This is a genomic window from Rickettsia sp. TH2014, from assembly GCF_019249195.1.
In the GTDB taxonomy this organism is placed as follows: domain Bacteria; phylum Pseudomonadota; class Alphaproteobacteria; order Rickettsiales; family Rickettsiaceae; genus Rickettsia; species Rickettsia felis.
In genome coordinates this window covers 1-5,235 of record NZ_MXAX01000084.1, presented here as the reverse complement: position 1 = coordinate 5,235, position 5,235 = coordinate 1, and the positions used below count along the sequence as shown (strand labels likewise).

Here is a 5,235-nt window from a genome sequence, read left to right as displayed (position 1 = left end):
TTTTTGAAATTAAAAGCTCGATTTATCTCGCGTTATTATGGATTCCTGCTTTCGCAGGAATGACATAAAAAAATAGTTAAAAATTACATAGATTTCTTATTAAAGTTTTTTTGTACTTGTTCTGCCATATTTTGCATATTATTAGAAGCATGATGAACATTCTCGGCAATATGCTTATTTGCGGCTTCTAATATTTTGTTTGAAGACTCATAAGCAATACTTGCTAATTCCTTAGCATTATCCATAGATGTTTCATAAATAGATCTTAAACATTTTTGATGACATTCACTAGCTTGTTTGAAATCTTTAGAATTTGCTGCTTCTTTGGCGGTATTCAAAATAGTATTAACATTATTTTGTATAATCTCGGAATTTTTCTTAAGCAAAGATTGCATGCTTTCTGTAGCAATTTGGTTAGTTGTTAAAAGAATATTCATAGCTCTTTGCATTGTATTTGTGATAGATGAAAGATCTACACTAGGGATATTTTTCATAGAACTCATATAAAATTCCGGATTCATATAGGATTTCATTAAATCTAAAAATTGTGTATTATTTAACATTATTCATTCTCCTAAAATAAATTAAATTTTTTACTTAAAAAATTTTTTGTGTTTTATAGGTTACGTATATGTAAACATAAACCCTCAATTCATGCTAACATTTATAAAATTATGAGTCAATAATTGTTAGCATTAAGAATAATATTAAAAATAGTTAAGTTTTTATAAATGTTGGACACATCAATTCAAGAATTAATAGATAAGTGGCAAAAATACCTCGTTTTGCAAAGAAATTACTCTAATCATACAGTAATTTCTTATAATAATGACCTTAAGCATTTCCTTGAGTTTATGAATTATTATCATTCAGAGCTTGTAACGATAAATCATATTAAAACCGCAGATATAAGATTAATCCGAAGTTGGCTTGCAAAACGTAACTGTGATAATTTTACCACTTCTTCAATTTCGCGTGGTTTATCTGCAGTAAAAAATTTTTATAGGTTTTTAGAGAAAACAACACAATTAAATAGTCATATAATTTTTTCTATAAAAACTCCTAAAAAGACTAAATTGTTACCAAAAGCTTTATCGGAGGATGATGTAGTAATATCACTTGAACATATTGAAGAATACGGGAATGTTAAGTGGGTAGAACTTAGAAATAAATCCCTACTTGTTCTTATATATGCTTCAGGTCTACGTATATCGGAGGCATTATCAATTACAAAACTTCATCTACAAAATCTAGAATTTATAAGAATAATAGGTAAAGGTAGTAAAGAAAGAATAATTCCGTGGTTACCGATTGCTAAAAATTTAATTACCCAATATTTAGAAATATTGCCGTATAAGCTAGGCGATAATGAACCAATATTTAGAGGAAAGCAGGGTAAGAAATTGCAGCCACCGGTATTTAATCGTGAATTAATTAAATTAAAGCATTTTTATGGTTTACCGCAGCATTTAACTGCTCATTCATTTAGGCATAGTTTTGCTTCGCATTTGCTTGAGCATGGTGCAGATTTACGCTCTATTCAAGAGCTATTAGGTCATAAAAGTCTATCTACTACACAAAACTATACTAAAACAAGTATAAAGCATTTAGAGGCTGTATATACTACCGCATATCCAATTAAAAAATAAAATATATTAATATTCATAATCTTCTTGCGTTAATTTTAAGTCGTATATTATATTATTTTAAAAACCTTATAAACATAATATATAAGAGGCTATCAGTAAATAAACTTTAATTAGTAATTAAAGAGCTTTTTTAGCGAAAATTAATAAGATTTTTGTCGGAATAGTTATTCATATTTCAAAAAAAAATCTTATAATTTGCAGCAAAAAAGAACTAAATTACCGAAAAATTTGTTTACTGATAGCCTCTTAAAAGCTAATATTGAGATATTAATATGCTAGAAACACCTAAATTACCTATGGGATATAAACCTTCTAAAGATGAAGAATATATGCGTCCTAATCACCTAGAATATTTTAGACAAAAACTTTTAAGATGGAAAGAGGATTTATTAAAGGAATCTCAAGAGACTTTAAATCATTTAAAGGAAGAAAATTTAAAAGAATCCGATCTTAACGATTGTGCTACTCATGAAACAGAAAGAGCTTTTGAGCTTCGTAGTAGAAATAGATATTGTAAATTAATGAGTAAAATAGAAGAAGCATTATCACGTATTAAAAATGGGGAATACGGTTACTGTGAAGAAACAGGCGACCCAATAGGTATAAAAAGATTAGAAGCACGACCTATTGCTGCATTATGTATTGAAGCCCAAGAGCGCCATGAAAATTATGAGAGAAGTCATTTGGATGAGCCTGGGAATTAAGTAGCTAGGTAATTTATGTGCGTGGTTTAAAAGTTGTCATTGCGAGCCGGCATTCATGCCGGCGTGGCAATCTTGGCAAGCCTCCTGAGATTGCTTCGTCAATTGCTATGCAATTTCCTCGCGATGACGATTTGGGTATCCACGCGGGCAAATGCCCCGACTATTAGCGATTATATACCTTAAAACCTAAAGAAGTTAGAGCATTTACCGTTTCAAATAAAGGTAACCCCATAACATTTGAATATGAGCCGGAAATAAATGAGATAAAAGCTTCTGCATAACCGTAAATTTTGCACCCGCCGGCTTTATCTATTCCCTCATCCAAAGAACAATAAAAATTAATCTCTTCATCACTTAATTTTTTAAACTTAACAATAGTCTGAACTATTTTTTGTCTAATTGTAAGCTGATCATTCTCTTTTTTGATAATACATAAACCGGTATAGACACGATGACGACGTCCGGATACCATCTTAATACAATTCTTGACTTCTTCATAAGTAGTAGCTTTCGGCAATACTCTTCTACCTACTGCCGCTACGGTATCGGCAGCTATAATTATAGCGGATTCCTCTATTTGAGATGCAACTTTTATAGCTTTTTCGTAAGCAAGTCTTATGGCTAAGGGAGCGGGTAATTCACGCAAATTAGGTGTTTCATCTATATCTGCCGGAATAATTTGTGAAGGGATAATTTTGATTCTGTTTAGTAACTCAATTCTTGCAGGAGAGCTTGATGCTAATATAATAGGTAATAGACTCCTTGTATAACCTCCTTCTAAAGGTAATTTGCATGTCAATCCGGTACTCGCATCCTCACGTACGCTTTTGTACGCTGCGGTGTTGCGTTCCGTGTTTCCTTCAAATTCCTCTTTATAAGATAGGTTGTGCAAGGAGTCTAATGTTTTTTGATTCCGCTTCATATTTAAGACTAGTGACGATGAATCACACGCCCCTTAGTTAAATCATAAGGAGTCATTTCTACCGTAACTTTATCTCCTAGTAATATTCTGATACGATTTTTACGCATCCTACCGGAAGTATGAGCAATAATTACATGATCATTCTCAAGCTTTACTCTAAAAGTAGCATTAGGTAAAAGTTCAAGTACTGTACCTGTAAACTGAATGAGGTCGTCTTTTGACATTATAATTTATGTTTTTATGGTCGGGGCGGAGAGATTCGAACTCCCGACCCTCTGGTCCCAAACCAGATGCGCTACCAGGCTGCGCTACGCCCCGAGAATTAATTATGTTTATACTATATACTCTATTATTCGTAGCAAATCAATTTGTTTATGCAAAAATTTATAGATTTTGCTCATATCGTCATTGCGAGCGAACGTAAATGAGCGTGGCAATCTTGTCAAATAACCTGAGATTGCTTCGTCGAAACTTGCTGTTTCTTCTCGCAATGACGGTTTGGGTATTTCTTAAGTTTTATATACGATTTACCGAATCTCTATAAAAATACATAAAGTTTAATTTATTTTAAACAAAAAAAAGTAATTTATAGTTACTTTCTATAAGTAGAAAATACTTTATTTATAAGTATTTTTATAGATATTTTAGTATTTAATTAACGTTTTTCAACTAAAAGTAATGTGTTATTTATATAACAAAATTATAAGTTAGAAAAATTTTTGTTCTTTTAATAATTATTAATCATTTCATCTTATCCTCTTTTATTATTAATATTAATTAAAGCTATGAATAAAAAATTAATTTTATTATTAACTTTTTTTAAAAGTGCAACATAGGTTCTGTGAACATCTCTAAAAAATAGCAAATTAATTAGAAATGTTCACAGAACCTAGCGAAAATATTAAGAATTTTTATCTTAATCTCATTTACCAAAGATTTTTAAAAATCTTCCAAAATACAGAAAATTTATATTTGTTTAATGAATACTAGTCCCGAATTGATAATTTAGAAAATTAAGCCCAAATTTAGGAGACGTTATGTCAACTCAACGAAAAATACTCTAAAAATTTAATTAAAAAAGGCATGTTTACGACAGCCTCAGCGGCGGCAATGATACTTGCGAGTACTAGCTCTTTAGCTCTAGACAACCAAGACGTGATAGCAGATGATGCGGTTTTATTTAGTGGGGTTAATTTGGATCAAAATGACGGTAATGTTCCTTTTGCTCTAGGTTCTCTACTTACGTTTAATAATGTAGATAGCGTTACTGCCGATGTGAATGCAATTGCCAGTATATATGTAAATGCTATCGGTGCATCGGTGACTTTTCCACAGAATACAGTGGTTGGCTGTATCGTTCCACCGGATTTACTTCTAGCAAATCACTCATTAAATATGACTATCCCTGCTGGGGTAAATGTTACTTTAAACGGCGTTGCTCCGAGTCAAGCAGCAGCTGCAGCTGCTGTAAATGCAGCGGGCTGTGCTAATCCGTTTGCTCCCGGGCTCGGCAATAACGTTCCTACAGATACTTATTTTATTAATGATATAGATTTTCAGGGTATTAACGGACAATTAACTATTCAAGCCGCAGATTATGGAGATATAGTTTTTGCTGCCGCAACTACTGATACCACGATTACAAACGGATTAGATGCTATTGTAAATGTTAAATCAAATCTTCAGGTAAAAGATAGTAGTTGGGCAACAGAGCTTGGAACAATCAATATTAGTGCTAATGCTGTATATAATTATGTGAATAATGATGCTGGTCCAATTGATATAAATCCTATAGGAAATTTAGTATTTTTAGCTCTATAATGGACTGAGAAATCAAGACAAAAAATAATCAAATTCGTTTCCTATTTTTATTATATTGTTAAGCAGCTAATTGATAATAATTTTGCGTATAATTCAGATAAACATCCATAGGTTTTTTGTAACCAATACCCGAATGAAA

6 protein-coding genes, 1 tRNA gene and 1 pseudogene are annotated in these 5,235 nt (G+C 31.6%); 4 read left to right on the top strand and 4 right to left on the bottom strand.

The genetic code is table 11. The features are described 5' to 3' along the window. Positions 1 to 83 precede the first annotated feature (83 nt). Complete coding sequence (locus KYQ89_RS01460; RefSeq protein ID WP_218460081.1) at positions 84 to 563, bottom strand: phasin family protein; 480 nt, start codon at positions 561 to 563, stop codon at positions 84 to 86. Between the two features lie 168 nt (positions 564 to 731). Between KYQ89_RS01460 and KYQ89_RS01455 the strand changes: the two genes are divergently transcribed. The 3 genes and pseudogenes from KYQ89_RS01455 to KYQ89_RS08180 form a co-directional block, all read left to right on the top strand. Then, positions 732 to 1,649: a tyrosine recombinase XerC gene (locus KYQ89_RS01455; RefSeq protein ID WP_218460079.1), complete on the top strand. Its 918-nt coding sequence runs from the start codon at positions 732 to 734 to the stop codon at positions 1,647 to 1,649. Between the two features lie 272 nt (positions 1,650 to 1,921). Continuing rightward, a complete protein-coding gene (gene dksA, locus KYQ89_RS01450; protein WP_218460078.1) occupies positions 1,922 to 2,353 on the top strand; it encodes an RNA polymerase-binding protein DksA in 432 nt (143 codons plus the stop codon). Positions 2,354 to 2,357: 4 nt separating this feature from the next. Then, a pseudogene (locus tag KYQ89_RS08180) lies at positions 2,358 to 2,485 on the top strand (polysaccharide polymerase); the annotation flags it as partial. Positions 2,486 to 2,516: 31 nt separating this feature from the next. Here the strand turns inward: KYQ89_RS08180 and KYQ89_RS01445 are convergent. The 3 genes from KYQ89_RS01445 to KYQ89_RS01435 all read right to left on the bottom strand — a co-directional run bounded on the left by KYQ89_RS01445 (position 2,517) and on the right by KYQ89_RS01435 (position 3,593). Continuing rightward, a complete protein-coding gene (locus KYQ89_RS01445; RefSeq protein WP_256621183.1) occupies positions 2,517 to 3,275 on the bottom strand; it encodes a Maf family nucleotide pyrophosphatase in 759 nt (252 codons plus the stop codon). An 8-nt stretch (positions 3,276 to 3,283) separates the two neighbouring features. Then, the gene (infA, locus tag KYQ89_RS01440; protein WP_008579354.1) at positions 3,284 to 3,499 is read right to left on the bottom strand and encodes a translation initiation factor IF-1; all 216 of its coding nucleotides are present in this window, start codon (positions 3,497 to 3,499) and stop codon (positions 3,284 to 3,286) included. Between the two features lie 17 nt (positions 3,500 to 3,516). Further along, positions 3,517 to 3,593, bottom strand: a tRNA-Pro gene (locus tag KYQ89_RS01435). Between the two features lie 765 nt (positions 3,594 to 4,358). On the opposite strand from KYQ89_RS01435, the gene KYQ89_RS01430 reads away from it, so the two are divergent. After that, positions 4,359 to 5,096, top strand: a complete 738-nt coding sequence (locus KYQ89_RS01430) for a hypothetical protein (protein WP_218460075.1) — start codon at positions 4,359 to 4,361, stop codon at positions 5,094 to 5,096. The last annotated feature ends 139 nt before the right edge of the window (positions 5,097 to 5,235 follow it).

Excerpts from the sequence above, each read along its gene's own strand:
- infA (WP_008579354.1), bottom strand. The coding sequence starts at position 3,499 with ATGTCAAAAGACGACCTCATTCAGTTTACAGGTACAGTACTTGAACTT.
- KYQ89_RS01445 (WP_256621183.1), bottom strand. The coding sequence starts at position 3,275 with ATGAAGCGGAATCAAAAAACATTAGACTCCTTGCACAACCTATCTTAT.
- KYQ89_RS01455 (WP_218460079.1), top strand. The coding sequence starts at position 732 with ATGTTGGACACATCAATTCAAGAATTAATAGATAAGTGGCAAAAATAC.
- KYQ89_RS01460 (WP_218460081.1), bottom strand. The coding sequence starts at position 563 with ATGTTAAATAATACACAATTTTTAGATTTAATGAAATCCTATATGAAT.
- KYQ89_RS01430 (WP_218460075.1), top strand. The coding sequence starts at position 4,359 with ATGTTTACGACAGCCTCAGCGGCGGCAATGATACTTGCGAGTACTAGC.
- dksA (WP_218460078.1), top strand. The coding sequence starts at position 1,922 with ATGCTAGAAACACCTAAATTACCTATGGGATATAAACCTTCTAAAGAT.